A 25,252-nucleotide genomic window follows, 5' to 3' on the forward strand; every position below is an offset into this window, starting at 1 on the left:
GGTGAGGCCGGTCGGTTGCTAGGCTTGGCGGGCGCCGCGGTGGATGCCGCGGCGCCCGCGACCGACCGCGTCCGGATCAGTCGCCCCCGCTTCGAAGGATCACCCCCGCCGTGTTCAACTCCCTGTCCGACCGCCTCACAGCCACCTTCCGCAGCCTCAAGGGCAAGGGGCGGCTGAGCGAGGCGGACATCGACGCCACCGCACGCGAGATCCGCCGCGCCCTCCTGGACGCCGACGTCGCCGTGCCCGTGGTCCGCCAGTTCATCGCGCAGATCAAGGAGCGCGCCCTCGGCGCCGAGGTGGCCCAGGCCCTGAACCCGGGCCAGCAGGTCGTGAAGATCGTCAACGAGGAGCTCGTGGGCATCCTCGGCGGCGAGACCCGGCGCATCCAGCACGCCAAGACGGGCACCACCGTCATCATGCTCGTGGGCCTGCAGGGCGCCGGCAAGACGACCCTCGCCGGCAAGCTCGCCCACCTGCTCAAGTCCCAGGGCCACACCCCGCTGCTCGTGGCCTGCGACCTCCAGCGTCCGAACGCCGTGAAGCAGCTGCAGGTCGGCGGCGAGCGCGCCGGGGTCCCGGTCTACGCGCCGCACCCCGGCGTCTCCTCCGAGTTCGAGGCCGCCACGGGCGACCCGGTGCAGGTGGCCCGCGACGGCGTCGCCGAGGCCAACACCAAGTACCACGACGTGGTCATCATCGACACCGCCGGCCGCCTCGGCGTGGACGCCGAGCTCATGCAGCAGGCCGCGGACATCCGCGCCGCCGTGGACCCGGACGAGGTGCTCTTCGTCATCGACGCGATGATCGGCCAGGACGCCGTCGCCACGGCCCAGGCGTTCAACGAGGGCGTCGGCTTCACCGGCGTCGTGCTCACCAAGCTCGACGGCGACGCGCGCGGCGGCGCCGCGCTGTCCGTCCGCCACGTGACCGGCAAGCCGATCATGTTCGCCTCCACGGGCGAGGGCCTGAAGGACTTCGAGGTCTTCCACCCGGACCGCATGGCCTCGCGTATCCTCGACATGGGCGACGTGCTCTCCCTGATCGAGCAGGCCGAGCAGAACTGGGACCGCACCGAGGCCGAGAAGATGGCCCGCAAGTTCGCGGACCAGGAGGACTTCACCCTCGACGACTTCCTCGCCCAGATGCAGCAGCTCAAGAAGATGGGCTCGCTGAAGAAGATGCTCATGATGATGCCGGGCGCCCAGGGCATGCGGCAGCAGCTCGAGCAGTTCGACGAGTCGTCGATCGGCCGCGTCGAGGCGATCATCCACTCGATGACCCCGCACGAGCGCGTGGCCCCCAAGATCATCAACGGTTCGCGCCGTGCCCGCATCGCCCGCGGCTCGGGCGTGAGCGTGTCCGAGGTCAACGGCCTGCTCGAGCGCTTCGCGGAGGCGCAAAAGATGATGAAGCGCATGGCCGCCGGCGGCGGCATCCCGGGCATGCCCGGGATGCCGGGCGGCGCCTCCCGCAAGGCGAAGGGCAAGGGCAAGAACGCCAAGCGCGATCGCGTGAAGTCCGGCAACCCGGCCAAGGCCGCGGCCGAGCGCAAGGCGATCGAGGAGCGGCGCGCCCGCGCCGCCCAGGCGCAGGCCGGAGCCGTGTTCGGCCGCGACGGCGCGGGGATGGACGGCTTCGACCCGTCCACCCTCAACCTGCCGGCGGGCTTCGAGAAGTACCTCAAGGACCGCTGAGTCGCCCGCTGCCCGGTCTCGGCGCGCCGGGTGTGCACCGGCCCGCCCGATCTGGCAGAATGGCACGGTACTGAGCGTGAGCCCGGACGACCCTCTATCCTCCGCTGCGCTCCGTTCCGTGTGCCAGGTCCTCGACGCCCGCTGCCCCCACGCGGCGTCGTGCCCCGGCCCCCAGATCCACTGAAGGAGAACCACACTCGTGGCTGTCAAGATTCGTCTGAAGCGGTTCGGCAAGATCCGCGCCCCGTTCTACCGCGTCGTCGTCATGGACTCGCGCACCCGCCGCGATGGCCGTGCCATCGAGGAGATCGGCAAGTACCACCCCACCGAGGAGCCCTCGTTCATCGAGATCGACTCGGAGCGCGCCCAGTACTGGCTCTCCGTCGGCGCCCAGCCGACCGAGCAGGTCGCCGCGCTGCTGAAGGTCACCGGTGACTGGCAGAAGTTCAAGGGTGAGTCGGGCGCCGAGGGCACCCTGAAGTCCAAGTCCGAGAAGGAGGCCTTCGTGGCCCCCGAGAAGGGCTCGGTCATCCTGCCGGAGGAGCCGAAGCAGGAGGAGGCCCCGGCCGAGTCCGAGCAGGCCGCCGAGGCCCCGGCCGAGGAGGCCGCTGAGGCGTCGGCCGAGGACGCCGAGAAGTCCGAGTGACCATGCTGACCGAGGCCCTCGAGCACCTGGTGCGCGGCATCGTGGACACGCCCGAGGCGGTCCGCGTGGACGCCCGCTCCCAGCGGCGCGGCGACATGCTGGAGGTCCGCGTGGCCCCCGAGGACCTGGGCCGCGTGATCGGCCGCCAGGGTCGCACCGCCACCGCGCTGCGCACCGTGCTGGACGGCCTGGCCGGCCACCCCGTCCGCGTGGACGTGGTGGAGACCGACCGCCGCTCCTGACGGCCCGTGACGCACGGCCCGCCCGCCCCTCACCGGGCCGGCGGGCCGTCGTCGTCCTCCGGCCCGGCCCCCTCCCGTCACCGACCGTCCCACCCAGGAGAGCCCATGAGTCCCGCAGCCCAGGACGATCTCGTCCGCGTCGCCCGCATCGGCAAGCCGCACGGCATCCGCGGTGAGGTGACCGTGCAGGTCTTCACCGACGACCCGGACGCCCGCTTCGCCCCCGGCGAGCGCCTCGTGGTGCGCGACGGCGCCCCGGGCCTGCCGGCGGAGCTCACCGTCACCCGGGCCCGGTGGAACAAGCAGATCCTCGTGGTCGGCTTCGCCGAGTCGCCGGACCGCAACGTCGCCGAGACCCTGCGTGGCGCCCAGCTGTTCGCCGTTCCGGCCGTGCCCGAGGAGTCCGACGAGTGGTACGAGGAGGACCTCGTGGACCTCGAGGTGCGGGTCGAGGGCGAGCGCGTCGGCGTCGTCACGGCCCTGACCACCGGGGCGGTCCAGGATCTGCTGCACGTCGCGTTGGACGGCGTCGAGGAGGAGGCCCTGGTGCCCTTCGTCGAGGAGATCGTCCCGGAGATCGACCCCGAGGCCGGCGTGCTCGTGCTGACCCCGCCGCCGGGGCTGCTCGAGCTCGCCACCGGCGAGGACGAGGACGCCGCAGACGGACCCGCCGCCGCGCGCCCCACCGATGCGGATCCGGAGGACTGAGCGGTGCGCTTCGACGTCGTCACGATCTTCCCCGAGTACCTCGCGGTCCTCGACGTCTCGCTGTTGGGCCGTGCCCGCCGCGAGGGCCTCGTGGACGTGCACGTCCACGACCTGCGCGACTTCACCTTCGACCGGCACCGCACCGTGGACGACACGCCCTACGGCGGCGGCGCCGGCATGGTGATGAAACCCGAGCCGTGGGCGCTCGCGCTCGAGCACGTGGCGGCCCAGGGGCCCGTGTCACCGGCCCCCGCCGAGTCGTCGTCGGCGGAGCCGGGAGACCGCCCCGTGCTGCTCGTGCCGACGCCCTCGGGGGAGCGCTTCACCCAGCGGTTCGCCCGCGAGCTGGCGGGCCGGGATCACGTGGCGATCGCGTGTGGCCGCTACGAGGGCATCGACGAGCGCGTCTTCGGCTGGGCCGAGGAGCTCTTCGAGGTGCGGCTGGTCTCACTGGGCGACTACGTGCTCAACGGCGGCGAGGTCGCCGCGCTGGCGATGATCGAGGCCGTCGGCCGCCTCGTGCCGGGCGTCGTGGGCAACCCGGCCTCGCTCGTCGAGGAGTCCCACGAGGACGGCCTGCTGGAGTACCCGGTCTACACCAAGCCCGCGGACTGGCGGGGCCGTGCGGTGCCGCCCGTGCTGCTCTCGGGCGACCACGGCAAGGTCGCGGCCTGGCGTCGGGCCCAGCAGGAGGAGCGCACGCGCGAGCGGCGACCGGACCTGTGGGCGGCGTACGGCTCCGAGGCCTGATCCGCCGCGCCCGACGGGCTGGAGGGGCGTCGCGACGTCGTTGGCTGTGGCATAATGGATCCTCGTGTCCGCCGGACGCCCGACCTGCCACAGGGGGCGCGCGTCAACGGATCGGACCCCGGGACCGCACCCCACGTGCGGAGCCCGGCCCTCGGCTCGGGACCCGGCCCCCTCGTCATGCGGACGTGGACGGGCCGAGCGCCCGCATACCACGCGGTTGACCTGTGGCATCCGCCAGGAGAGACGACATGCACATTCTCGACTCGTTCGACAAGAAGACGCTGCGCGACGACATCCCGGAGTTCGCCCCCGGCGACACCGTCAAGGTGCACGTGAACATCATCGAGGGCAAGACCGCCCGCGTCCAGGTGTTCCAGGGCTACGTCATGGGCCGTCAGGGCTACGGCGTGCGCGAGACCTTCCGCGTCCGCAAGGTGTCCTTCGGCATCGGCGTGGAGCGCGTGTTCCCGGTGCACTCCCCGGTCATCGACAAGATCGAGGTCGTCACCAAGGGCGACGTGCGCCGCGCGAAGCTGTACTACATGCGCGACCGCCACGGCAAGGCCGCCCGCATCCGCGAGAAGCGCGCCGACGCCAAGTGATCATCCCGGTCGGCCCCGCCGACCGGTGATCGACCCATGCGCACCTCGGAGCCCCGTGACCCCCGCCGGTCACGGGGCTCCGTCGCGTCCGGGGCCGGCTCCTCCTCGGGCCCGACGGCGGCCCCCGCCTCCGGCACGAGCCGCTGGTGGGCGCGGCTCGGCCTGACCGTGGTGGCCGCCGTCGTGGTGGCCGCCGTGCTGCGGGCCCTCACCGGCCCCGTCTACCTCATCCCCTCCGGGTCGATGGAGCCGACCCTGCAGCCCGGCGACCGCGTGCGGGTGGACGCCGCCGCGGCCGGTGGGCAGGGCCTGCGCCACGGCGACGTGGTGGTGTTCGACGGCGCCGGCAGCCTGGCGCCGTACCGTTCGGCCGGATCGCTCGAGCGCGGCCTCGAGGACGTCGCCCGGTGGTGGGGTGTCGGGGCGGCCGAGGACGTGTTCGTCAAGCGCGTGCTGGCCCTGCCGGGGGACCGCCTCGAGTGCTGTGCCCCGGACGGCCGGCTGCTGCGCAACGGCGAGCCGCTGGACGAGCCGTATCTCGGCAGGCCCGTGACCGCAGACGAGCCGGCCGCGGCGGGGACCTGGTCCTTCGAGGTGCCCGACGGGCGCATGGTCGTCCTGGGCGACCACCGCGCCGCCTCCCGGGACTCCCGCGCACTGCTGGGCGCCCCCGGCGGCGGGCTGATCCCGCTCGAGCGGGTCGAGGGCCGGGCCGCGGAGATCGTGTGGCCCCTGTCCCGCCGCGGGACCGTGGACGTCCCCTCCGGGGACACGCCGTGACGGGGCGCCGCACCGCGCTGATCGCCGCCGCCGTGACCGTGCTCGCCTGCGTGCTGGCGTGGGCCTTCCTGGCGCGCATGTACGCCATCCCGTCCTCGTCCATGGAGCCCGGGCTGCAGGCCGGCGACCGCGTGGTCGCCACGCTGCTCACCCCGGACCCGTTCCCGGTGCGCCGCGGTGACGTGGTGGTGTTCGAGGACACGAAGGGCTGGCTGCCCGGGGGCGGCCACGTGATCAAGCGGGCCGTCGGACTGCCGGGGGACACCGTCTCCTGGACGCCCGGCGAGGAGACGCTGTGCGTGAACGGGGTGCCCGTCGACGAGCCGTACCTCGCGCCGGGGGAGGCGCCCGCGCAGGAGGCGTTCGAGGTGACCGTCCCCGCGGGGCGGCTGTGGGTGCTCGGCGACCATCGCTCGGCGTCGGCCGACTCCCGCGCGCACCGCGCCGGGCCCGGGGGCGGGTTCGTGGCCCTCGACGACGTGGTGGGCCGCGCCCGGTTCGTGGTCTGGCCGCTGGACCGGATCGGCGGCGCCGGCGCCGACCCCGACGCGTTCGCCGCCGTACCGGACGCGCCCGCGCCGGAGGCTCGCACGTGACCCCCCGCGGGAGCGGTGGCCGGCCGACGGTGCGCGCCGGCCTGGACGTCGAGGCGGGGCTGGCCGCGCCGGTCCTCGCCGCGCGGGGAGTGGACCGGGTGCTCGTGGCGGGCATGGACGAGGTGGGCCGGGGCGCACTGGCCGGGCCCGTCGTCGTCGGGGTGTGCGCCGCGTGGCTGCCCGCCGCCGGGCAGATCCCTCCGGTGCGCGACTCCAAGGCGCTCACGGACCGACGCCGGCGCGCCCTGGTCCCGCAGATCGAGGACTGGGCGGCCGGGGTGGCGCTGGGCGAGGCCGGCCCCGCGGAGATCGACGCGCTGGGGATCTCGGCGGCCCTCGGCCTCGCCGGGCGACGGGCGTGGGCGGCGCTGTGCGCCGCGGTGGGGCAGGAGCCGGTCGCCCTCGTGCTCGACGGCCGGGACGACTGGCTGAGCCGCTCCGATCCCGACGCCGGCCCCGCGCCCGCGCCGCGCCCGCTGCCGCCCGAGCCCACGATGCTGGTGCGGGCCGAGGACCGGTGCGCGACGGTGGCGGCCGCGTCGATCGCCGCGAAGGTGGCCCGCGACGACGTCATGATCGCCCTCGACGCGGCGCACCCGGGGTACGGATGGGCCGGGAACAAGGGGTACGGCTCAGCCGCGCACCGGGCCGCCCTGGCCGAGCGCGGGGCGAGCGAGCAGCACCGGCGCAGCTGGAACCTCGGGCTGCCGGGCGCGCCCGCGCAGGCGCCGCCCACGCTGTTCGACTGAGCCCCCGGGGCCGGGCGAGGCCGCCCGTTCGACGTGCGACCCCCGGACGGGGGAGGATGGAGGCCGTGCGTGCCCGGACTGTCGCGGGTGCGCGGCGAACACTGAGGAGGCATGTCATGAGCGCAGACGACGTCGAGGACTTCGAGGCCGAGGCCGAGCTGCTGCTCTACCGCGAATACCGGGACGTGGTGGGCCTGTTCCGCTACGTCGTGGAGACCGAGCGGCGCTTCTACCTCGCCAACGACGTGCGGCTGACGCCCCGCCAGGCGGACGGGGACGTGTTCTTCGAGATCCTGCTCGAGGACGCCTGGGTGTGGGACGTGTACCGCACGCAGCGGTTCATCAAGCGCGTGAAGGTGCTGACCTTCAAGGACGTGAACATCGAGGAGCTGCCCACCGAGGACCTGACGGTCCCGCCGGACGGCCAGCTGCCGAGCTGACCCACCCCTGAGCGGTCCAGAGGACGGGACGCAGACGTCCACTCCTGCACAGGCGTCCGGCCCCGCACAATCCCCGCCGCCGCCCACCCCGCGGCCTCGCCCGGGACCACCCTGGTGCCCAGGAGGTGGTCGGGATGACGGGGACCGCGGAACAGATCGGGGCGCAGCCGCCCGGAGAGAGGCGCGCCAGCCGCGCGCACACGGCGCTGGGCCGGTTCGGTGAGGACGCCGCCGCGCGCTGGCTCGCCGAGCGCGGCTACGTGATCGCCGACCGCAACTGGCGGGGCGAGGCCGGAGAGCTGGACATCGTGGCCCACCACGCCGGCTGGTGGGTGGGCGTCGAGGTGAAGACCCGCTCGGGCCTGGCCTTCGGCGACCCGTTCGAGTCGATCGACCGGCGCAAGCTCACCCGGCTGCACCGCCTCACCGCGGCGTGGGTGCGGGCCCACGCCGCGGACCGCCGGGGCACGCCCTGGCGCGTCGACGCCGTCGCCGTGCTGGTGCCGCGCACGGGAGGGATCCGCTTCGACCTGCTGCAGGACGTGCGGCCGTGAGCGGCATCGGACGCACCCGCTCCATCACGCTGGCGGGTCTGCGCGGGGAGGTCGTGCACGTCGAGGCGGACATCGCCCAGTCCCTGCCCGGGTTCACCCTCCTCGGCCTGCCGGACCAGGCGCTGCAGGAGAGCCGGGACCGCATCCGCTCCGCCGCGCGCAACGCCGGACTGCCCCTGACCCGGCGGCACCTGACCGTGAACCTGCTGCCAGCGGGGGTGCACAAGCGGGGCGCCTGCCACGACCTGGCGATCGTCCTGGCGGCCTACGCCGCGGACGGGCGGGTGCGGAACGTCGAGGGGCCCGTGTTCCTGGCCGAGCTCGGTCTCGACGGCGCCCTGCACCGCTCGCCGGAGACCGTGGCGATGGTGATGGCCGCCGTCGACGCGGGGTGCTCCGAGGTGGTCGTCGCCGAGGACGCGGAGGCCGAGGCCCGACTGGTCCCCGGCGCTGAAGTCCGCGGCTTCGCCCATCTGCACGACGTCATCCGCGCCTTCGGCGGGGAACCGGACGGAGAGGCGCCCCGCCGCCCGACCCGGCGGCAGGTGCCAGCCCCGGAACCGGAGCCGACCCGTGCGGTGCCCGACCTGGCCGAGGTCGCCGGACAGGCCGAGGCCCGGTTCGCGCTCGAGGTCGCCGCGGCCGGCGCCCACCACCTGCTGCTCATGGGCGCCCCGGGGGCGGGCAAGACCATGCTCGCCGAGCGCCTGCCCGGGATCCTCCCGCCCCTGGACCGGCGCACCGCGCTCGAGTGCGCCGCCCTGCGCTCCCTTCGCGGTGGCGACGCCCGTGTCCGGCGCATGGGCGGGACGTCCCAGGGGTTCGACGGCGAGATCGACCGGACCCCGCCGTTCGAGGCACCCCATCACTCGGCGTCCCGCTCGGCCCTCGTGGGCGGCGGCAGCGGCCTCGCCCGGCCGGGAGCGGCCTCCCTCGCCCACGGCGGCGTGCTGTTCCTGGACGAGGCCCCCGAGTTCGAACGGCGCACCCTCGAGGCGCTGCGCCAGCCCCTCGAGTCCGGGGAGGTGCTGCTGCACCGGGCCCTCGGCGCCGTCGTCTACCCGGCCCGGTTCCAGCTCGTGCTGGCCGCCAACCCCTGCCCGTGCGGCAAGGGCGGCGGCACGGGCGTCGAGTGCCGATGCAGCGTGCCCGAACGCCGCCGCTACGCCCAGCGGCTCTCCGGGCCGCTGTTGGACCGCGTCGACCTGCAGGTCACCGTGCGGCCCGTCGACGCGCGGCAGCTCACGGGGGCGCCCGCCTCCGAGACCACGTCGCAGGTCGCCGCCCGGGTCGCCGCGGCCGCCGACCGCCAGGCCCGGCGCTGGGCCACCGCCGCCGAGCGCGGGCTCGTCCCGTCCGGGCTGCGCCGCAACGCGCACGTCCCCGCCGGGGTGCTGCGGCACGGCCCGTACGCCGTGCCCCGGGCGGCCCGCCGGCCCGCGGACGACGCCGTCGACCAGGGCCTGCTGAGCGCGCGCGGCCACGCCCGTGTCCTGCGCCTCGCCTGGACCCTGGCAGACCTGCGCGGCGCCGAACGGCCCGCACCCGAGGACACCGACGTGGCACTCACGCTGCGCCACCAGAACGAGGAGGACGCATGACCACCCACGTCACCCCGGCGGCAGACCACGTCGCCGGGCCGCGCCGGCCGGACGCCGCCCGGCTCGCCCGCGCCGCCCTGACCCGGCTGGTCGAGCCCGGGGACGCGCTCGCGGTGCAGACCGTCACGGCGCTGGGGCCGGAGCGGGCGCTCGCCCTGCTCACGGGCCGGGAGACGATCCAGCCCGCCGAGCGCGATCTGCTCGCCGATCACGCCGGCGCGCCCGACACGCTGCCCCGGCGCTGGGCCGCGGGGCTGGCCCGCTGGGCGCCCCGGGCCGCCCGGCTGGAGCCGGAGCGTGACCTCGTGACTCTGCACCGGCTCGGAGGTGGCCTGCTGATCCCCGAGGACGACGCCTGGCCTGCCGCCCTGGCGGACCTGGGCGAGGAGGCGCCCCTGGGCCTGTGGTTCCGCGGCGCCGGAACGCTGCCTCCCGCGGACCGGATGCTCGCCGTCGTCGGCAGCCGGGAGGCGACCGCGTACGGGCGGACCGTGACCGCCCGCTGTGCCGCCCACGCCGTCCAGCAGGGCGCGTGTGTGATCTCCGGCGGCGCCTATGGCATCGACGGCGCCGCCCACCGGGCCGCTCTGCAGGCGCCCGCCGCACCGGAAGACGCGGCGGATCGTGGCGGCGTCCCGCCCACGGTGGCGGTGCTGGCCGGCGGCCTCGACCGGTTCTACCCGGCCGGCCACGAGGACCTGCTCCGCGAGGTGATGGCCGCCGGGCTGCTCGTGTCCGAGATGCCGCCCGGTGCGAGCCCCACGCGCTACCGGTTCCTGCAGCGCAACCGGGTCATCGCCGCGCTCGCGGGGGCCGTGCTGGTGGTCGAGGCGCGCTGGCGTTCGGGTGCGCAGAACACGGCGGGCCACGCGTTCGGCCTCGGCCGCGAGGTGGGCGTCGTCCCCGGCCCCGTGACCTCGCCCAGCTCGGCCGGCTGCCACCGTCTGCTGCAGGAGAGCCCCGCCCGTCTCGTGACCACCGAGCAGGAGGCCCTTGCCCTGCTCGGTCAGGGGCCCGCCCGGAGCGGCGGCACGGGCGGGAGGACCTCCGCCCGGGAGGCTCCCGAGTCCGCCGTGCGGCCCACGGACGGGCTCACGATGGAGGAGGCCCTCGTCCACGAGGCGCTGCCCCTGCGCCAGGCGGTGCCCGTCGACCGGATCACCGTCAGCGCCGGGCTCGCGCTGCCCACCGTCCTGGCCTGCCTGTCCCGGCTGCAGCGGGCGGGCCTGGCCGAACGGGTCGAGGACCGGTGGCGGCGGGGATGACCTCCGGCCCCGTGCTCTCGGACCGCGCGCCGCGATGTCCGTGGGCGCGGATGGCAGAGTGGGGGGATGTCCCCGTCGTCCTCCGCCAGTCCGGTCCCGGCCCCCCGCGCCCCCTCACCCCGGGACACGGCCTGGCTCGAGGCGTTCGAGGAGCACCTGCGTCACGAGCGGAACCGCAGTCCCCAGACCGCGCGCGCGTACCTCGCCGATCTGCGCGCCCTCATCGACCACGTCGCCGGCACAACCGACACCGCGGGGACGCCCGCCCTGGACGACGACGCCCCCGCCCGCCGCACGCGCAGCGCACCGGACGTCCTGGCCGAGCTGGACATCGAGGACCTGCGCGGCTGGCTGGCAGCCATGAGCGGGGCCGGCCTCGCCCGCGCGACCCTGGCCCGCCGGGTGGCCGCCGTCCGCACCTTCACGGCCTGGCTGCGCCGCGAGGGCCTGCGCTCGGACGACCCCGCCCTGCGGCTGCGCTCGCCCCGACCCGAGGGGACGCTGCCCCACGTGCTCCAGGAGCAGCAGGCGACCCGGCTCCTCGTGGCCGCCCAGGAGAGGGTGGACGCCGCCGCCGCGGGCGACGACCCCGCCGTCCACGCGCTGGCCCTGCGGGACGCCGCCCTGCTCGAGCTGCTCTACGCCACCGGCGCCCGGGTGGCCGAACTCTGCGCCCTGGACGTGGATGACCTCGAGGCCGGCCGCGGCGTCGTCCGGCTGACCGGCAAGGGCGACCGGCAGCGCACCGTCCCCTACGGCACACCCGCGGGCCGCGCCCTCCAAGCGTGGCAGCGGCTCGGTCGTCCCCGCCTGGCCCGTCCGGACTCCGGTCCCGCCCTCTTCTTCGGCGCGCGCGGCGGCCGGCTGGGGGTGCGCCAGGCGCGCACCGTCGTCGACCGGGCACTCGAGGGCCTGGGGGACACTGCGGCGCGCGGGCCGCACGCGCTGCGCCACACGGCCGCGACCCACCTCCTCGACGGCGGCGCCGACCTGCGCAGCGTGCAGGAGCTGCTGGGGCATGCGTCCCTGCGCACCACGCAGGTCTACACACACGTCTCGATCGATCGCCTCCGCGAGGGCTACCGGCAGGCCCACCCACGCGCCTGACGCCTCCCCGGAGCACCCCCGGCCCGTCCCCTGCGCCGCCACGACACGCAGGGCGCCGCGCCGCCTCGTTGCCGGCCCAGCATCCCTGGTGCACAATGGCCCCAGGATCCACCGGAGCCGCGACGTGGTCGTAGGGGAAGACGCACCGCATCGCACCCTCGGAGGCATCCATGACCAGCACCCAGACCCGCGGCGTGGTCCACATCCTCTCCGCCCCCACCGCCCTCTGCCCCCACGTGGAGTGGGCGCTGAGCTCCGTGCTCGGCCCCGCGACCTCGGTGGAGTGGGAGGGTCAGCCGGTCGCGCCCGGCCAGCACCGCGCCGAGGTGCACTGGACGGCGCCCGCCGGCACCGGCGCGCGTCTGGCCTCCGCCCTGCGTGGCTGGCCGCACCTGCGCTTCGAGATCACGGAGGAGCCGTCCGCCGGGGTCGACGGCTCGCGCTGGTCCCACACTCCGGACCTCGGCATCTTCCACGCCACCACGGACGTCTCCGGCAACATCATGGTCTCCGAGGACCGCATCCGGTACGCCTACGAGGCCGGCGCGGGCGACCCCAGCGTGCTGATGCACGAACTTTCCCTCGCGCTCGGCGAGGCCTGGGACGATGAGCTCGAGCCGTTCCGGCTGGCCGCCGCCCACGCCAACGTGCGCTGGCTGCACCGCGCCGTCTGACCCCTCGCTCGGCTGGCGCGGGCGGCGCTCCGGCTCAGACGCTGCGGAACACGGCCACCGCGTTGTGGCCGCCGAACCCGAACGAGTTCTTCACGGCCACGCGCGGCCCCTCGGGCAGGCGGGCGGGGGAGCCGGTGACCACGTTCAGCGGGATCTCCGGGTCCTGGTGGTCCAGGTTGATGGTCACGGGCGCCTGGCCGTGGTGGACGGCGAGCACGGACAGGATCGACTCGATCGCGCCCGAGGCGCCCAGCAGGTGACCGGTCTGGGACTTCGTGGCCGAGACCTGCACCTGGTCCAGGTGGTCGCCGAACACGGCCCGCATGGCCAGGTACTCCGGGGCGTCGCCCTTGGGCGTGGAGGTCGCGTGGGCGTTCACGTGGCACACGTCCTCGGGGGTGATGTCGGCCGACCTCAGGGCGGCGCGCATCGCACGGGTCGCGCCCAGGCCCTCGGGCTCGGGCGCGGTGATGTGGTGGGAGTCGGAGCTGACGCCCGCGCCGGCCAGCTCGGCGTACACGCGCGCGCCGCGGGCCTTCGCGTGCTCCTCCGACTCGATCACCATGACGCCGGCGCCCTCACCGAGGACGAAGCCGTCGCGGTCCACGTCGTAGGGGCGGGACGCGGCCTGTGGGTCGTCGTTGCGCTTGGACAGCGCCTGCATCGCGGCGAACGCGGCCATCGGCAGCGGGTGCACGGCGGCCTCGGCGGCGCCGCAGATCACGACGTCGGCCTGGCCGGAGCGGATGAGCAGCAGCGCGGTCTCGAGCGCCTCGGTGCCGGCGGCGCACGCGGACACCACGGTGCGGGCGCCGGCGCGGGCGCCGAACTCGAGGGAGAGCGCGCCGGCGGCGCCGTTGGGCATGAGCATCGGGACGGTCATGGGCAGCACGCGGCGCGGGCCGCGCTCGCGCAGGGTGTCCCAGCCGTCCAGGAGGGTCCACACGCCGCCGATGCCGGTGCCGAAGGCCACGGCGAGCCGGTCGCCGTCGACCTCCGCGCCCTCGAGGCCGGCGTCCTTCCAGGCCTCGCGCGCGGCGACGGTCGCCATCTGGGTGGCCGGGTCCTGGCGCTTCTGCTCCACCTTGGACAGGACCTCGGAGGTGGGCACGGCCAGCTCGGCCGCGAAGGTGACCGGCAGCTCGTACTTCTCCACCCAGTCGTGCTCCATGGTGCGCGCACCGGAGACGCCCTGCAGGGCGTGGGACCAGAAGGTGGGCACGTCGCCGCCGATGGGCGTGGTGGCGCCGAGGCCGGTGATCACTGCGGTGCGGGTCATGGGTCTGCTGCCTCTGGGTCTCGAGTGGGGATCGGGCGGAGGGGTGTCGTCGGCACGACGCGCGGCGCTCGCCGGGGTGCCGGAAGTCGAGGGTGTCGGGGGCCGGGGGCGCTCACGCGCCCCCGGCGCTCACCGAGGGGACGGGGCGGGCCGGGCCCGCCGCCGTCGTGGGCCGATCAGGCCTGGGCGCCGTCGATGAAGTCGACGGCGTCCTGGACGGTCTTGAGGTTCTTGACCTCCTCGTCCGGGATCTTCACGCCGAACTTGTCCTCGGCGTTGACCACGATGGTCATCATCGAGATCGAGTCGATGTCCAGATCGTCCGTGAAGGACTTCTCCGGCTGCACCTCGGCGGTGTCGAGGCCGGTCTCCTCGTTCACGATCTCGGCGAGGCCGGCGAGGATCTCTTCCTTGGAAGCCATGGGGCGTCTCCTTCGGTAGGGGTGTGGGGTGTACGTGGACAGTGAATCAGACGGCGCCGCCTCAGGGGAGGCGGACCACCTGGGCGCCGTAGACCAGCCCGGCGCCGAAGCCGATCTGCAGGGCCAGGCCGCCGGAGAGCTCGGGGTTCTCCTCCAGCAGACGGTGCATGGCCAGCGGGATGGACGCGGCCGACGTGTTGCCGGCGTCCGCGATGTCCCGGGCCACGACGACGGACTCCGGCAGCTTCAGCTGCTTGGCGAACTCGTCGATGATCCGCATGTTGGCCTGGTGCGGGATGAACGCGGCGAGGTCCTCGGGCTCCACGCCCGCGGCGTCGAGGGCCTCGCGGGCCACCTTCGCCATCGACCACACGGCCCAGCGGAAGACGGAGGGCCCGTCCTGGCGCAGCGTGGGCCAGAGCATCCCCTCCGCGCCGGTGATCGCCGAGGCGTCGCCCGTGGTGCGGGCGTGCTCCACGGCATCGCGCAGCTCCAGCTGCGAGTGCGTCATGGAGATCGTGGACCAGCGCTCCCCGTCCGAACCCCACACCGAGGGGGAGATGCCCGGCTCGTCCGAGGCCGAGACGATCACGGCGCCCGCGCCGTCGCCCAGCAGGAAGGAGATGGAACGGTCCGTGGGATCCACGACGTCGGAGAGGCGCTCGACGCCGACCACGAGCACGTGCCGCGCGGTGCCGGAGCGCACGAGCGCGTCGGCCTGGGCGACGCCGTAGCAGTAGCCGGCGCACGCGGCGGAGACGTCGTAAGCGGGCGCCGGGGCGGCCCCGATCTCGTGCGCCACGAGGGCCGCGGCCGAGGGGGTGGCGTGCGGGAAGGTGACGGTCGAGACGATCACGGCGTCCAGGTCCGAGCCCTGCAGGCCGGCCCGCTCGAGGGCCTCCCGGGCGGCGCCCACGGCCATGACGGGCACGGTCTCCTCCGCCGTGGCGCGCTGGCGCGTGACGATGCCGGTGCGCTGGCGGATCCACTCGTCCGACGAGTCGATGGGGCCGACGAGGTCCTCGTTAGGGACCAGGTTCGCCGGGCGGTAGGCGCCCACGGCCACGATGCGGCTGGCCGCGGGGCGCTCGTGCTGCTTCAGGGTGACGGTCATGGTGCTTCTCTCTGCCGGGCGGTGCGCGGGGTTCAGGCCGAGTGCTCGGCCAGGAACGCCCGGGCGGCGTCCAGGTCCTCGGGGGTCTTCACGGCGAGCTGCGCGGTGCCCTTGAGACCGCGCTTGGCCAGTCCGGTCAGTGTGCCACCGGGCAGCAGCTCCAGGACGCCCGTGACCTGCCCCGTGGCCATGGTCGCCATGCACAGGTCCCAGCGGACCGGGCGGGTGACCTGGTCCACGATCCGGGCGAGCACGTCCGTGCCGGACTCGACGGCCTCGCCGTCCCGGTTGGACAGCAGGGGCAGGCGCGGGTCCGAGGGGGAGAGGCCGGCGACGTGGGCCGCGAGGTCGTCCACGGCGGGGCGCATGTGCTCCGTGTGGAACGCGCCGGCCACCTTGAGTGGGATCACGCGGGCGCGGGCGGGGGCGGACTCGGCGAGCGCGCCGAGGGCCTCCGCGGTGCCGGCGGCGACGATCTGGCCGGCGCCGTTGACATTGGCGGGCGTCAGGCCCGCCGCCTCGATGGCCGCGAGGACCTCGTCCTGGTCCCCGCCCACGACGGCGGCCATGCCCGTGGGCGTGGCCGCGGCGGCCCGGGCCATGCCGGTGGCGCGCACGCGCACCAGGGAGAGGGCCTCGGCGGGGGACAGCACGCCGGTGACGGCGGCCGCGGTGATCTCGCCCACGGAGTGGCCCGCCACGACGGTCGACTCCGGTGCGGCGGCGTCCGCCTCGAGGGCCGCGGCGGCCACCAGGCCGGCCGCCACGATCAGCGGCTGGGCGACGGCGGTGTCCTTGATGGTCTCCTCGTCCGACTCGGTGCCGTGGCGGATCAGGTCCACGCCCGCGGCGTCGGAGAGGGATGCGAGCAGGTCGCGGGTCCCGTCCAGCTCGAGCCAGGGGGCGAGGAAGCCGGGCGTCTGGGACCCCTGTCCGGGGCACACGATGGCAAGCATTCCTCCATCGTGTCAGGATCGGCCGCCATCCCGGGCAGATCGCGCCACGAAGCACGGCGAGTGGGTTTGGAGGGTTTCTACAAGTGGGGGGTGTGTGCCGCGCCGGCTCAGTCCGACCCGGCCCCGTTCGTCGGTCGCGCCCCCGCGAGCCGGCCCAGGGTGATCGCGGTCTGCAGGACGTACGCGTCGCGAGGGACCAGCGGGTCCCAGCCGGTCACCTCGGCCACCCGCTTGAGGCGGTACCGCACGGTGTTCGCGTGGACGAACAGCTCGCGGGCCGTGCCCTCGAGCGAGTGCCCCAGCGCGCCGTACGCGTCCACGGTCTCCAGCAGGGAGGTGCCGGCGTCGGCCAGGGGCGTGAACACCCCGTCCACGAGGGCCTCCCGGGCCGTGGGGTCGCCCAGCAGCGCCCGCTCGGGCAGCAGGTCCTCCGCCGGGGTGGGCCGGCACGCCCGGGGATGGGCGGCCGCCGCGCTGAGCCCGGCGAGGGTGTGCCGGGCCGAGACGTGCGCCGAGATCAGCGAGTCCACGACGGGTCCCACGATCACCGGTCCCGGCGCGAACCAGCGCGCGAGCGCCTCGCCCACCGCCCGCGCGTCCCGCACCGAGCCGACCACGAGGACGAGCCGTTCGGACTGCACGCCCACGAGCAGGTCGCAGTCGAGCCGCGCCGCGGCCCGCCGCAGGTCCGGGATGAACGCGGGCTTGTCCTGCCCCGGGGCGAGACCGGCCATGACCATCACGTCGTGGTCCCCACGCCAGCCCAGCGCCGTGGCCCGATGCCGGATCTCGTCCGGGTCCTGCCCGCGCAGCACCGCGTCCAGCAGGACCGACTCGAGCCGCGAGTCCATCGCACCGCGCATCTCCGCGGCCCGGGCGTACACGTCCGCGAGCGCGAACGCGACCTCGCGCGAGTAGTGGAGGATGTGCTCGCGGACGGGCGCCTGGTCGCGCTCGGCCAGCAGCTCCGGCACCCGCGTCTCGACGACGTCCACCATCGTCCGGATGAGCTGGAGGGCCCGCTGCAGCGAGATCGCCCGGGTGAGATCGGTGGGCGCGGGCCCGAAGACGTCCTGCAGGACGTGGCCCGTGGAGGTGGGCCGCTCGAACCACGTGAGGAAGCCCTGCAGGGCGCGCTGGGCCACGAGCCCGAGGGCGCTGCGCTCGTCCGGGGTGAGTCGGCGGTACCAGGGCAGGGTGGCGTCCAACCGCTGCAGCACCGCCGTGTTCAGGGCGCCCAGGTGGCTCCTGAGTCGGGCCAGCCCGTCGGTGCTCACGGGGCGAGGGGCGGCGGGGCGGGGCTCGGGCATGCGCTTCATCCTAGGCGCGTGTTGTGGGATTCCTACAGCGACGACGCCGGCCGCCCGCCTCCGTGGCGGAGGCGGGCGGCCGGCGTCGGGACGGGAGGGCGTCGGCCTCCCCGCGGCGTGCGGGTCAGGCGTCGCCGCCCGCGATGCCGGTGGTGCCGGCGTTGACGTCGTCCAGGCGGTACTTCTCGTGCGCCTTCGCGGCCGTGCCCCGCTCGACCTCGCCCTCCTCCTCGAGGAGCTGCAGCGCGCGGACCACCATCGAGTGGGTGTCGATGAGGAAGTACCGACGGGCGGCGGCGCGGGTGTCCGCGAAGCCGAACTCGTCGGCACCGAGCGCCGAGAAGCGGTTCGACACGAACGGGCGGATCTGGTTCGTCCACGAGGTGGAGTAGTCCGAGGTGGCCACGATCGGGCCCTCGGCCCCCTGCAGCGCCTGCGTCACGTAGGGCACGCGCGGGGTGGCGGACGGGTCCTTCAGGGCGTCCTTCTCCGCCGCGACGGCGTCGCGGTACAGCTCGTTGTACGAGGTCACCGACCACACGGAGGCGTTCACGCCCCACTCTTCGGAGAGGATCCGCTGGGCGTCGAGCGCCCACGGCACGGAGATGCCGGAGCCCAGGAGCTGGACCTTCGGGCCGTCGCCCTGGCCCTCGGAGAGACGGTAGATGCCCTTGAGTAGGCCCTCCACGTCGAGGCCCTCGGGCTCCTCGATGTGGGTGATCGGCTCGTTGTACACCGTGAGGTAGTAGATGACGTTGCGGACGTCGTCCCCGCGGTCGTGGTCGCCGTACATGTCCTCCAGGCCCTGGCGCACGATGTGGGCGATCTCGTACGAGTACGCCGGGTCGTAGTGCTTCACGGCCGGATTCGTGGACGCCAGGACGGGGGAGTGACCGTCCATGTGCTGGGTGCCCTCGCCGGCGAGGGTGGTGCGCCCGGCGGTGGCGCCGATCATGAAGCCGCGCGCGAGCTGGTCGCCTGCGGCCCAGATGTTGTCCGCGGTCCGCTGGAAGCCGAACATCGAGTAGAAGATGTACACCGGGATCATCGGCTCGCCGTGCGTGGAGTACGCCGTGCCGATCGCGTTGAACGCCGCGGTGGCGCCGTCCTCGTTGATGCCGACGTGGTAGATCTTCCCCTGCGGGGACTCCTTGTAGGACAGGAACAGGTCCCGGTCCACGGACAGGTAGTTCTGGCCCTTGGGGTTGTAGATCTTCGCGGTCGGGAAGAACGAGTCCATGCCGAAGGTGCGGGCCTCGTCCGGGATGATCGGCACGAAGCGCGGTCCCATGTTCTTGTCCCGCATCAGGTCCTTGAGCAGGCGCACGAACGCCATGGTCGTGGCGGCCTGCTGCTTGCCCGATCCCTTGCGGGCCTGCTTGTACGCGGACTCCGGGGGCAGCGGGATCGCGTGGTAGTCGCTGCGCCGCTCCGGCACGAAGCCGCCCAGCTCCTTGCGCCGCTCCATCATGTACGTGATCTCCGGGGCGTCGGCGCCCGGGTGGTAGTACGGGATGTTGTACGGGTCCTTCTCGATCTGCTCGTCCGAGATCGGGATGCGGTGGCGGTCCCGGAACACCTTGAGGTCGTCCACCGTCAGCTTCTTCATCTGGTGCGTGGCGTTGCGGCCCTCGAAGGACTTGCCCAGGCCGTAGCCCTTGATGGTGTGGGCCAGGATCACGGTGGGCTGGCCCTTGTGCTCCATGGCGGCCTTGTAGGCGGCGTAGACCTTCTTGTAGTCGTGGCCGCCGCGCTTGAGGCCCCAGATCTCGTCGTCGGTCATGTCCGCCACCATCTCCTTGGTGACGGAGGACCGGCCGAAGAAGTGGTCGCGCACGAAGCCGCCGGACTCGGCCTTGTAGGTCTGGTAGTCGCCGTCGAGCGTCTCGTTCATGATGCGCACGAGCTCGCCCTCGTCGTCGGCCTCGAGCAGCGGATCCCACTCGCGGCCCCACAGGACCTTGATGACGTTCCAGCCGGCGCCCCGGAAGTAGGACTCCAACTCCTGGACGATCTTGCCGTTGCCGCGCACCGGCCCGTCGAGACGCTGCAGGTTGCAGTTGATGACGAAGGTGAGGTTGTCGAGCTTGTCGTTGGCCGCGATGTGCAGCTGGCCGCGCGACTCGGGCTCGTCCATCTCGCCGTCGCCGAGGAAGGCCCACACGTGCTGGTCGGAGGTGTCCTTGATGCCGTTGTTGTGCAGGTACCGGTTGGTCTGCGCCTGGAAGATGGCGTTCATCGGCCCCAGACCCATGGACACGGTGGGGTACTGCCAGAAGTGCGGCATCATCCGCGGGTGCGGGTAGGAGGGCAGGGCGTGGCCCTGGCGGGACTTCTCCTGGCGGAAGCCGTCGAGGTCCTCCTCGGTCAGGCGGCCCTCGAGGAACGCGCGGGCGTAGTTGCCGGGCGAGGAGTGTCCCTGGAAGAAGATGTGGTCGCCGCCGCCCGGGTGGTCCTGACCGCGGAAGAAGTGGTTCAGGCCCACCTCGTAGAGGGTCGCCTGGCCCGCGTAGGAGGAGATGTGACCGCCGACGCCGACGCCGTCGCGCTGGGCGCGCTGCACGAGGGCCATGGCGTTCCACCGCAGGTAGTTGCGGTAGCGGCGCTCGAGCTCCTCGTCGCCCGGGTACTCCGGCTCCTGGTCCGCCGGGATCGTGTTCACGTAGTCCGTGGTGGTCACGTAGGGCAGGGCGACGGACTGGGCGCTCGCGCGCTGCATGAGGGAGCGCATGATGTACTGCGCCCGCTCCGTGCCGCGCTCCTCGATGAGTCCGTCGAGGGACTCGATCCACTCCGACGTCTCCTGGGGATCCTTGTCCGGGAGCTGGTCGGTCAGACCGCTGCGGATCTGCGAGCTCTCTTCGGCTGCGCTCACGGTGCCTCCTGGTTCTCGTGCGGAGGGGTGCTCCGCGGTGGGCTGCGGGCAGACGATCCGGTCCGGGCCCGCGACGCCGAGCCGGGCGCGTCGCCCGGAGAGTGCGTCTGTTCCTCCCCAGAGTAGACCGGAGCCGCCGCGTCCGCCCGGCCGGAGGCCCCGGAACGGCGGCGTCCACGGCGTATGGTGGTCATCATCACCCGCTCGACGGCGCGGGCCGCAGTGCCCGCCACCATCAAGGAGGACCGGACACTATGCAGGCTGGGTCGACGCCGACCTCGACGGACAGCGCCCTGCTGGCGGAGCTCGCCCTCTCGAGGGGCGACCTGGTGCAGGAGTGGGGGTACGACGACGACGTCGACGTCACCTTCCGTGACGCGCTCGAGGACGCGCTCGGCGAGGAGCTGCTGACCGAGGAGGATCAGGAGCCGGCGGACGCCGTCCTCTTCTGGTGGCGCGCGGACGACGGCGACGTCATGGATCTCGCGGACGCCCTCGTGGACGCCCAGCGCTCCCTCGATGCCGGCCCCGTCTGGATCATGACCCCCCGCAAGGGTCGCGCCGGCCACGTCAGCCCGGCGGACGTCGCCGAGGCCGCCTCCACCGCGGGCCTGCACGCCACCACCGGGGCCGGCGCCTCCGAGGACTGGGCCGCTCAGAAGCTCGTCCAGAAGCGCGGTGGCTGAGGCTCCGTCCGGCGGGACGCGGGGCGCCGACGACGTCCCCGCGCTGCGCGACGACCACGGCCAGACGTGGCCGTGGCCGCCGACGCGCGGGCCCGAGGACGCCGCCGGGCCGCGGGGCACGTGGCTCGTCTTCCTGCCCGGGGCGTTCACGCCGGTGTGCACGGACGAGCTCGGCTGGATCGGGGCGCTCGCCGAGGACGTGGCGGTCCACGAGGTGACTGTTCGCGTGGTCTCCTGTGACGCCGCCCCCGTGCTGCGCCGCGTCCGCGAGGAGCTGGCACTGCCGGAGCCGCTCACCCTGCTCTCCGATTTCTGGCCCCACGGCGCGGCCTGCCGTGCCTTCGACGTCTTCGACGCGGAGACCGGGCGGCCCCGCCGCGTCTCCGTGCTGCTCGACGCGGACGGGGTCGAGGCCGCGCGCGTGGTCGCCGCCCCGGGACAGGCACGCACCCGGAGCGAGCACGAGGCGGCGACGCGCGACCTGCTCGCGGACCGGTAGCCTGGACGGACACCGGCACCTGTAGCTCAGTTGGTCAGAGCATCTCGTTTACACCGAGAGGGTCGGGGGTTCGAGTCCCTCCGGGTGCACCGATCGCGGGGCCATGACACGGCGTGACGCCGCGGCTCCGTCATGCCGACCGCCCGTCAGGCGCCTATGAGAGCATGCTCACCATCATGGGCTCCTCGTCAGCGTCCTCGCGCGCCTCCGCTCCGCCCTCGCGGTGGGCCGAGGTGCGCTCCGGCGTCGCCGTGACGCTGGGCGCCGGCCTCGGCCTGTTCCCGCTGGGCGTGGCCTTCGGGATGCTCGTGGTCCAGGCCGGGCTGCCCGCGTGGGTCGCACCCCTGTTCTCCGTGGTCGTGTTCGCCGGGTCCGTCGAGCTGCTGCTCGTCTCGCTGGTGGTGGCGGGCACGCCGCTGCTCACGATCGCCGTGACGGTGTTCCTCGTGAACTTCCGCCACGTGTTCTATGCGTTCAGCTTCCCGCTGCGCGTGGTCCGGGGGCGCCTCGCGCGGATCTACTCGATGGGCGCCCTGATCGACGAGGCCTACGCCATCGCCGCCGCCCGGCCTCGCGGCTGGACCGGCCCCCGACTGGTGGCCATGCAGATCGCGCTGCAGGCGTACTGGGTGCTCGGGGGCCTCGCCGGGGTGGCAATGGCCTGGCTGCTGCCCGGGCCGGTGGAGGGCCTGGAGTTCGCGCTCGTCGCCCTCTTCATCGTGCTCGCCATGGACGCCGCCCGCACGCGGGCCCAGCTGCCCCTCGTGCTGGCGGCCGCGGTCGCCGTCGGGGTGGCCCTGCTGCTGGCACCGGCACAGGTGCTCGTCGTCGCCTTCGCCCTCTACGCCGCGGCGCTGATCGCGTTCCACGTGCTCGCCGCGCGCGGGACCGCCCTGCCGCTGCCCGAGCCCGTGCCCGTCACCGGACCGGTGCCCGTCGTCGCCGCGGCGGGGGAGCGGGCCGTCACGGATGCGAAGCCCGGCGCCGAGGAGGACCCCCGATGACCGGCGCCGCGTACCTGGTGGCCGCGGCCGTCGTCGCGGGCCTCGTGACCTTCTGCCTGCGTGCGTTGCCGTTCGCCCTGCTGCAGCCGCTGCGGGAGTCCGTGCTCGCCGCGCGGCTGGCGGTGTGGATGCCTGCCGGCGTGCTGACCATCCTGGCCCTCGTGATGCTGCTCGACGCCGCGGCGCTGGCCCCTGGAGAGCCCGTGGACGGGACGCGGGTGGCCCACGCGCTGATCGCGGCGGCGGTGACAGTCGTCGTGCATCTGCTGGCCGGGCGGCGGACCCTGGTCTCGATCGCCGCCGGCACGCTGGCGTACGTGCTGTTGGTCAACCTGGCCTGACCGGCGGCGGGGCGGGTTCGCCCAGGCGTTCGGCCCATGCGCGGGTCGCCGCGGCGAGGCGCCGGCCGTAGGCGGTGACGCCGTGGGCGAGCGTCCCGGCGTTGTAGAGCGTCCCCGCCCGGGCGATCCCCTCCGCGGAGAGGTCGCCGCGCAGGTGACCGCGCAGGATCTCCAGCCCGAAGGCCAGGTTGTCCTCCGGCTCCCACAGGTGGAGGCCGTGCTCCGCCGCCTGCGCGAAGTACGGCGGCCACGTGATCTGCGCGGGCCCCACGCCGTTGGACTTCTCACCCTGCGCCACCCGGGCCACGAGCTCCTCGTAGCGTTCCCGGGTCACGGGGACGTCCGTCCCGCGCGGGGCGCTGTGCACACCGCCGGCGTCGTGCCCGAAGACGTTCCGGCCGCCGGACTCGAGCTCGGCCAGGGCCGCCGCCACCGCGAGGGGAACGTCCGCCCGGCGTGCGGCGGCCACGATCGCCGCGGCGTTGTCCAGGTGTCGGCCGAGCGTCGCCGTCGGGTCGGACGAGCGGTCGCGGGCGGAGCGGCGGGTGAGGAGGTCGCGGAGCAGGCCCATCGGTCCACCCTCCCGCAACGCGGGTTGAGTTGTCGCGGGTGACGGGCCCACGCACCCGCGACAACTCAACCCGGGATGCGGGGCAGGGGCCGGGCGGCGGCGCGTCGTCGGCGTCCGGGGCGCACTAGGGTGGAGCGCATGTCCGCGACCCCCCTCGGCTTCTGGAAGCTGCCCGCCCGTCCCGACGGCGCCGCCCGTCACCTCGCCGTCATCACCGGGGGCGAGGCGCAGCAGACCATGCTCTTCCTCCAGGACGGGCAGTGGTCCATCCTCGCCCTCTTCCAGGACGAGCTGGCCGGCAAGGCCGCCGCCCGCACCCTGGACGCGCTCCTGCAGTCCGTCACCTGTCTGCGCATGGGCGGCCGCGACGTCCTCGACGGCGCCGACACCCCGAGGCCCGGTGTCGAGTGGGCCGGCTACGACCGCGAGTTCGAGGAGGCCGACGTGGCCGAGCAGCGCGACGTCGAGCCGCGCGGCCGGATCTGGATCCTCCCGGCCACGGACGGCGCCTCCGTCGGCCTCAAGCTTCCCGGGCACCGCCGGTACGACGACGCCGTCGCCCAGTTCGCCGACGTCGACGCGGCGCGTGCCGCCGTCGCGGCGATCGACGAGCTCCTGGGCGTCGGCCCGCGCGGCTGAGCAGGCCGACACTCGTCGGCCCGGGGCCGCGACCGTTCGCCTCCCAGGGTTCACCTGCTGTTCACGCGGCTGCGCTGCCGGGCCCGGCTTCCTCGTCCGCCGCCCGCCCATAATGGTGGACAGAGCACAGGCCGCGGCCCGCCGCCGTCGTACCGAGGAGGGGGACGGACGGGCACGGTGACGCACCCAGTGAAGGAGACGGTCCATGGAGCTGCTGCAGCCCGACGCCCCCCGCGAGAACCTCCGCGAGTTCATCGACAAGCTGCGCGACGGCGGCTACACCGTCTCGGACGGCCACACCAACGATCCCGACCTGATCGATCCGCAGGGCCGTGCCGTGGAGACGTGGAGGGAGGACTACCCGTACGAGACGCGCATGACGCGCGAGGAGTACGAGCTGGAGAAGTACCGCCTGCAGATCGAACTGCTCAAGCTGCAGTACTGGGGCGAGGACACCGGCCAGCGCCACATCATCGTCTTCGAGGGCCGCGACGCCGCCGGCAAGGGCGGCACCATCAAGCGCTTCACCGAGCACCTGAACCCCCGCACCGCCCGCGTCGTGGCCCTCAACAAGCCCTCGGACCGCGAGCTCGGCCAGTGGTACTTCCAGCGCTACATCCAGCACTTCCCCACGGCGGGCGAGATCGTGCTGTTCGACCGATCGTGGTACAACCGCGCCGGCGTCGAGCGCGTGATGGGCTTCGCCACGGACGAGCAGTACCGCCGCTTCATGAACCAGGTGCCGCTGTTCGAGAAGATGCTCGTGGACGACGGCATCCACCTCACCAAGTTCTGGTTCTCCGTGACACAGACCGAGCAGCGCACGCGCTTCGCGATCCGCCAGATCGACCCGGTCCGCCAGTGGAAGCTCTCGCCCATGGACCTCGAGTCCCTGGACCGTTGGGAGGCGTACACGGAGGCCAAGGAGGCCATGTTCCTCCACACGGACACGGACCACGCCCCGTGGATCTCCATCCGCTCCAACGACAAGAAGCGGGCCCGCCTCAACGCGATGCGCTACTTCCTGTCCCAGTTCGAGTACGAGGGCAAGGACCACGAGGTCGTCGGCACCCCGGACCCGCTGATCGTGCGCCGCGGCCGCGACGCCGTGGGGGACTGACCGCGGTCGACGTAGGCTGGGGGCG

28 protein-coding genes and 1 tRNA gene are annotated in these 25,252 nt (G+C 74.0%); 22 read left to right on the top strand and 7 right to left on the bottom strand.

The features are described from left to right. The first annotated feature begins 110 nt into the window (after window positions 1-110). The 15 genes from ffh to FLM69_RS03560 all read left to right on the top strand — a co-directional run bounded on the left by ffh (window position 111) and on the right by FLM69_RS03560 (window position 12,411). Complete coding sequence (ffh, locus tag FLM69_RS03490; protein ID WP_036381237.1) at window positions 111-1,697, top strand: signal recognition particle protein; 1,587 nt, start codon at window positions 111-113, stop codon at window positions 1,695-1,697. A gap of 199 nt (window positions 1,698-1,896) precedes the next feature. Next, window positions 1,897-2,343 (top strand): 30S ribosomal protein S16, encoded by a 447-nt coding sequence (rpsP, locus tag FLM69_RS03495; protein WP_141843057.1) that lies wholly within the window; start codon window positions 1,897-1,899, stop codon window positions 2,341-2,343. Between the two features lie 2 nt (window positions 2,344-2,345). Next, entirely contained in the window at window positions 2,346-2,585 is a 240-nt protein-coding gene (locus FLM69_RS03500; protein ID WP_029248213.1) for an RNA-binding protein, read from the top strand. A gap of 105 nt (window positions 2,586-2,690) precedes the next feature. Then, window positions 2,691-3,293: a ribosome maturation factor RimM gene (gene rimM / locus FLM69_RS03505; RefSeq protein WP_141843059.1), complete on the top strand. Its 603-nt coding sequence runs from the start codon at window positions 2,691-2,693 to the stop codon at window positions 3,291-3,293. Between the two features lie 3 nt (window positions 3,294-3,296). Next, on the top strand, window positions 3,297-4,043 hold the full coding sequence (gene trmD, locus FLM69_RS03510; protein WP_141843061.1) for a tRNA (guanosine(37)-N1)-methyltransferase TrmD: 747 nt from the start codon (window positions 3,297-3,299) through the stop codon (window positions 4,041-4,043). A gap of 248 nt (window positions 4,044-4,291) precedes the next feature. After that, entirely contained in the window at window positions 4,292-4,645 is a 354-nt protein-coding gene (gene rplS, locus FLM69_RS03515) for a 50S ribosomal protein L19 (RefSeq protein ID WP_002853821.1), read from the top strand. 36 nt (window positions 4,646-4,681) lie between these two features. Then, window positions 4,682-5,425: a signal peptidase I gene (gene lepB, locus FLM69_RS03520; RefSeq protein WP_141843063.1), complete on the top strand. Its 744-nt coding sequence runs from the start codon at window positions 4,682-4,684 to the stop codon at window positions 5,423-5,425. Further along, window positions 5,422-6,021, top strand: a complete 600-nt coding sequence (gene lepB, locus FLM69_RS03525; protein ID WP_141843064.1) for a signal peptidase I — start codon at window positions 5,422-5,424, stop codon at window positions 6,019-6,021. The genes lepB (FLM69_RS03520) and lepB (FLM69_RS03525) overlap by 4 nt, the downstream gene beginning before the upstream one ends. Continuing rightward, entirely contained in the window at window positions 6,018-6,770 is a 753-nt protein-coding gene (locus FLM69_RS03530; protein WP_141843067.1) for a ribonuclease HII, read from the top strand. Before lepB (FLM69_RS03525) ends, FLM69_RS03530 begins: the two co-directional genes overlap by 4 nt. Window positions 6,771-6,886: 116 nt before the next feature. Further along, entirely contained in the window at window positions 6,887-7,210 is a 324-nt protein-coding gene (locus tag FLM69_RS03535; protein ID WP_002853817.1) for a DUF2469 domain-containing protein, read from the top strand. Window positions 7,211-7,344: 134 nt separating this feature from the next. Beyond that, entirely contained in the window at window positions 7,345-7,764 is a 420-nt protein-coding gene (locus FLM69_RS03540) for a YraN family protein (RefSeq protein ID WP_036312824.1), read from the top strand. Further along, on the top strand, window positions 7,761-9,365 hold the full coding sequence (locus FLM69_RS03545; protein WP_141843069.1) for a YifB family Mg chelatase-like AAA ATPase: 1,605 nt from the start codon (window positions 7,761-7,763) through the stop codon (window positions 9,363-9,365). Before FLM69_RS03540 ends, FLM69_RS03545 begins: the two co-directional genes overlap by 4 nt. Beyond that, window positions 9,362-10,630 carry a DNA-processing protein DprA gene (locus tag FLM69_RS03550; RefSeq protein WP_255502690.1) on the top strand — a complete coding sequence of 423 codons (1,269 nt, stop codon included), beginning with the start codon at window positions 9,362-9,364 and terminating at the stop codon, window positions 10,628-10,630. The genes FLM69_RS03545 and FLM69_RS03550 overlap by 4 nt, the downstream gene beginning before the upstream one ends. A 66-nt stretch (window positions 10,631-10,696) precedes the next feature. Then, a complete protein-coding gene (locus FLM69_RS03555) occupies window positions 10,697-11,737 on the top strand; it encodes a tyrosine-type recombinase/integrase (RefSeq protein ID WP_141843071.1) in 1,041 nt (346 codons plus the stop codon). A 170-nt stretch (window positions 11,738-11,907) separates the two neighbouring features. Further along, complete coding sequence (locus FLM69_RS03560) at window positions 11,908-12,411, top strand: DUF3145 domain-containing protein (protein ID WP_020624513.1); 504 nt, start codon at window positions 11,908-11,910, stop codon at window positions 12,409-12,411. Between the two features lie 34 nt (window positions 12,412-12,445). On the opposite strand, the gene fabF is transcribed toward FLM69_RS03560, so the two are convergent. The 6 genes from fabF to aceE form a co-directional block, all read right to left on the bottom strand. After that, complete coding sequence (gene fabF / locus FLM69_RS03565; RefSeq protein ID WP_036340148.1) at window positions 12,446-13,690, bottom strand: beta-ketoacyl-ACP synthase II; 1,245 nt, start codon at window positions 13,688-13,690, stop codon at window positions 12,446-12,448. A gap of 176 nt (window positions 13,691-13,866) precedes the next feature. Next, complete coding sequence (locus FLM69_RS03570) at window positions 13,867-14,112, bottom strand: acyl carrier protein (protein WP_010078906.1); 246 nt, start codon at window positions 14,110-14,112, stop codon at window positions 13,867-13,869. A gap of 61 nt (window positions 14,113-14,173) precedes the next feature. Next, window positions 14,174-15,226: a beta-ketoacyl-ACP synthase III gene (locus FLM69_RS03575; RefSeq protein WP_036381269.1), complete on the bottom strand. Its 1,053-nt coding sequence runs from the start codon at window positions 15,224-15,226 to the stop codon at window positions 14,174-14,176. 32 nt (window positions 15,227-15,258) lie between these two features. Continuing rightward, window positions 15,259-16,182, bottom strand: coding sequence for an ACP S-malonyltransferase (locus tag FLM69_RS03580; RefSeq protein ID WP_141843073.1), 924 nt, complete (start codon window positions 16,180-16,182; stop codon window positions 15,259-15,261). Window positions 16,183-16,289: 107 nt separating this feature from the next. Continuing rightward, on the bottom strand, window positions 16,290-17,492 hold the full coding sequence (locus FLM69_RS03585; protein WP_141843075.1) for a CdaR family transcriptional regulator: 1,203 nt from the start codon (window positions 17,490-17,492) through the stop codon (window positions 16,290-16,292). A gap of 124 nt (window positions 17,493-17,616) precedes the next feature. Beyond that, the gene (gene aceE / locus FLM69_RS03590; protein ID WP_141843077.1) at window positions 17,617-20,367 is read right to left on the bottom strand and encodes a pyruvate dehydrogenase (acetyl-transferring), homodimeric type; all 2,751 of its coding nucleotides are present in this window, start codon (window positions 20,365-20,367) and stop codon (window positions 17,617-17,619) included. 254 nt (window positions 20,368-20,621) lie between these two features. On the opposite strand from aceE, the gene FLM69_RS03595 reads away from it, so the two are divergent. The 5 genes from FLM69_RS03595 (at window position 20,622) to FLM69_RS03615 (ending at window position 22,897) form a co-directional block, all read left to right on the top strand. Then, window positions 20,622-21,053: a DUF3052 domain-containing protein gene (locus tag FLM69_RS03595; RefSeq protein ID WP_044659132.1), complete on the top strand. Its 432-nt coding sequence runs from the start codon at window positions 20,622-20,624 to the stop codon at window positions 21,051-21,053. Beyond that, window positions 21,046-21,552, top strand: coding sequence for a redoxin domain-containing protein (locus tag FLM69_RS03600; RefSeq protein ID WP_036381277.1), 507 nt, complete (start codon window positions 21,046-21,048; stop codon window positions 21,550-21,552). Before FLM69_RS03595 ends, FLM69_RS03600 begins: the two co-directional genes overlap by 8 nt. A gap of 15 nt (window positions 21,553-21,567) precedes the next feature. Further along, window positions 21,568-21,641: transfer RNA gene (locus FLM69_RS03605), tRNA-Val, on the top strand. A 75-nt stretch (window positions 21,642-21,716) separates the two neighbouring features. After that, window positions 21,717-22,556 carry an AzlC family ABC transporter permease gene (locus FLM69_RS03610; protein ID WP_141843079.1) on the top strand — a complete coding sequence of 280 codons (840 nt, stop codon included), beginning with the start codon at window positions 21,717-21,719 and terminating at the stop codon, window positions 22,554-22,556. After that, complete coding sequence (locus tag FLM69_RS03615; protein ID WP_010078898.1) at window positions 22,553-22,897, top strand: AzlD domain-containing protein; 345 nt, start codon at window positions 22,553-22,555, stop codon at window positions 22,895-22,897. Before FLM69_RS03610 ends, FLM69_RS03615 begins: the two co-directional genes overlap by 4 nt. On the opposite strand, the gene FLM69_RS03620 is transcribed toward FLM69_RS03615, so the two are convergent. After that, the gene (locus FLM69_RS03620) at window positions 22,884-23,468 is read right to left on the bottom strand and encodes a hypothetical protein (RefSeq protein ID WP_141843080.1); all 585 of its coding nucleotides are present in this window, start codon (window positions 23,466-23,468) and stop codon (window positions 22,884-22,886) included. The genes FLM69_RS03615 and FLM69_RS03620 overlap by 14 nt on opposite strands. 138 nt (window positions 23,469-23,606) lie before the next feature. Here FLM69_RS03620 and FLM69_RS03625 point away from each other — a divergent pair, with 138 nt between their 5' ends. Further along, entirely contained in the window at window positions 23,607-24,107 is a 501-nt protein-coding gene (locus FLM69_RS03625) for a hypothetical protein (protein ID WP_041103632.1), read from the top strand. A gap of 205 nt (window positions 24,108-24,312) precedes the next feature. Beyond that, complete coding sequence (gene ppk2, locus FLM69_RS03630) at window positions 24,313-25,227, top strand: polyphosphate kinase 2 (protein WP_010078895.1); 915 nt, start codon at window positions 24,313-24,315, stop codon at window positions 25,225-25,227. The last annotated feature ends 25 nt before the right edge of the window (window positions 25,228-25,252 follow it).

The sequence above is a fragment of the Micrococcus sp. R8502A1 genome (assembly GCF_006704135.1).
Classification (GTDB): domain Bacteria; phylum Actinomycetota; class Actinomycetes; order Actinomycetales; family Micrococcaceae; genus Micrococcus; species Micrococcus luteus.

Coding starts and splice junctions, on each gene's coding strand:
- FLM69_RS03500 (WP_029248213.1), top strand. CDS start 2,346: ATGCTGACCGAGGCCCTCGAGCACCTGGTGCGCGGCATCGTGGACACG.
- rimM (WP_141843059.1), top strand. CDS start 2,691: ATGAGTCCCGCAGCCCAGGACGATCTCGTCCGCGTCGCCCGCATCGGC.
- rplS (WP_002853821.1), top strand. CDS start 4,292: ATGCACATTCTCGACTCGTTCGACAAGAAGACGCTGCGCGACGACATC.
- lepB (WP_141843063.1), top strand. CDS start 4,682: ATGCGCACCTCGGAGCCCCGTGACCCCCGCCGGTCACGGGGCTCCGTC.
- FLM69_RS03535 (WP_002853817.1), top strand. CDS start 6,887: ATGAGCGCAGACGACGTCGAGGACTTCGAGGCCGAGGCCGAGCTGCTG.
- FLM69_RS03540 (WP_036312824.1), top strand. CDS start 7,345: ATGACGGGGACCGCGGAACAGATCGGGGCGCAGCCGCCCGGAGAGAGG.
- FLM69_RS03550 (WP_255502690.1), top strand. CDS start 9,362: ATGACCACCCACGTCACCCCGGCGGCAGACCACGTCGCCGGGCCGCGC.
- FLM69_RS03555 (WP_141843071.1), top strand. CDS start 10,697: ATGTCCCCGTCGTCCTCCGCCAGTCCGGTCCCGGCCCCCCGCGCCCCC.
- FLM69_RS03560 (WP_020624513.1), top strand. CDS start 11,908: ATGACCAGCACCCAGACCCGCGGCGTGGTCCACATCCTCTCCGCCCCC.
- fabF (WP_036340148.1), bottom strand. CDS start 13,690: ATGACCCGCACCGCAGTGATCACCGGCCTCGGCGCCACCACGCCCATC.
- FLM69_RS03570 (WP_010078906.1), bottom strand. CDS start 14,112: ATGGCTTCCAAGGAAGAGATCCTCGCCGGCCTCGCCGAGATCGTGAAC.
- FLM69_RS03575 (WP_036381269.1), bottom strand. CDS start 15,226: ATGACCGTCACCCTGAAGCAGCACGAGCGCCCCGCGGCCAGCCGCATC.
- FLM69_RS03580 (WP_141843073.1), bottom strand. CDS start 16,182: ATGCTTGCCATCGTGTGCCCCGGACAGGGGTCCCAGACGCCCGGCTTC.
- FLM69_RS03585 (WP_141843075.1), bottom strand. CDS start 17,492: ATGCCCGAGCCCCGCCCCGCCGCCCCTCGCCCCGTGAGCACCGACGGG.
- FLM69_RS03595 (WP_044659132.1), top strand. CDS start 20,622: ATGCAGGCTGGGTCGACGCCGACCTCGACGGACAGCGCCCTGCTGGCG.
- FLM69_RS03610 (WP_141843079.1), top strand. CDS start 21,717: ATGCTCACCATCATGGGCTCCTCGTCAGCGTCCTCGCGCGCCTCCGCT.
- FLM69_RS03615 (WP_010078898.1), top strand. CDS start 22,553: ATGACCGGCGCCGCGTACCTGGTGGCCGCGGCCGTCGTCGCGGGCCTC.
- FLM69_RS03620 (WP_141843080.1), bottom strand. CDS start 23,468: ATGGGCCTGCTCCGCGACCTCCTCACCCGCCGCTCCGCCCGCGACCGC.
- FLM69_RS03625 (WP_041103632.1), top strand. CDS start 23,607: ATGTCCGCGACCCCCCTCGGCTTCTGGAAGCTGCCCGCCCGTCCCGAC.
- ppk2 (WP_010078895.1), top strand. CDS start 24,313: ATGGAGCTGCTGCAGCCCGACGCCCCCCGCGAGAACCTCCGCGAGTTC.